A 1,072-nucleotide genomic window follows, 5' to 3' on the forward strand; every position below is an offset into this window, starting at 1 on the left:
ATAGCCATAAGACACCCTGCTTGTTTTTTACACTAAATAAAACGTAGTCCTTAATTTAAAAAAGAGCAAAATTTAGGATGGGTGTCACTGTTAATTGTATCTTCAACCCAGCCTCGTCGATGCTCATAAGATTGGCCAGTAAAACGGTCTTCACCACATAAAAATGCACGGCGCACGCAACGCGAAATACAGTGATAGTATTTTGTATCTACCAAACTTACTTGACGCTTTCTTGCGATTGCCATAAGACACTCTGCTTATTTTTTGCACTAAATAAAAGCTAGCCTCTAACTTCGAAAAGTGCAAAATTTAGGATGGGTGTCTAGTTTATTTTTCTCAGTCCATCTTGTGATTGGTGACGTTCAATAATACGTTTGCTTGCGCGTTCTAGTTTTGCTTTTTTGCGGCTTAACTCATCGAATGTGCCGCTCCACTCTTTACTCGCATTGGACTTTAATTTACACCCATCAATGGCAAACATGTTGCGACCTATCAAGTCTTCCTCATCACATATCATCAGCACTTGCGTAAAAAGCGGCTCAATCTGTTCATGCATTTTAGCCACAAAACCCGCTATAGATGTGTAATGCGGCTGGATATCACCCGACACACTCATAAATAAAATGTTCGTCTCACACGCTTTAGCAATTCGGCGGCTACTAATTAAACCATGAGCATAACCCAGTAAAATAATCTTTAGCATTACCGAAGGCGGATACGCCGCCGCGCCCGTTTTGTCATTGTTGTACCACGTGTCAAAGCCCGACAAGTCGAGTTTATTTTCGACAATATAACAAAGGGCATACTCAAAGGTGCCAGGCAAAATTTGCTCAGCAAAATTGATAGGAATGAATTTATTTTGACAGGATAAGTCAGGCTTGTAGTTAGCCATAACAGTTTACCGTGGGTGAATAATATCTATTAGATCACAGCGAACAGATGGATTCAAGGTTAAAAAGCAACCAATCAAGAATAGTTGGATACGTTCCTAAAAAGAGTAATTCTACAGCCTATCGTGGTAGAGCGACCTATTGCTAGGCCGACCCCACACAGATCCGGACGTGCGGAACTA

At 41.0% G+C, this 1,072-nt stretch carries 1 protein-coding gene and 1 pseudogene; both read right to left on the reverse strand.

Going from position 1 to position 1,072, the window contains the following annotated elements:
* Positions 1-92 precede the first annotated feature (92 nt).
* Positions 93-245: pseudogene (locus I6F66_RS20670) on the reverse strand (transposase); the annotation flags it as partial.
* A 77-nt stretch (positions 246-322) separates the two neighbouring features.
* A complete protein-coding gene (locus I6F66_RS20675) occupies positions 323-892 on the reverse strand; it encodes a transposase (protein ID WP_197209683.1) in 570 nt (189 codons plus the stop codon).
* Between the last annotated feature and the right edge of the window lie 180 nt (positions 893-1,072).

This window comes from Pseudoalteromonas sp. NZS100_1 (assembly GCF_015864285.1).
Lineage (GTDB): Bacteria > Pseudomonadota > Gammaproteobacteria > Enterobacterales > Alteromonadaceae > Pseudoalteromonas > Pseudoalteromonas arctica.

Coding starts and splice junctions, on each gene's coding strand:
- I6F66_RS20675 (WP_197209683.1), bottom strand. CDS start 892: ATGGCTAACTACAAGCCTGACTTATCCTGTCAAAATAAATTCATTCCT.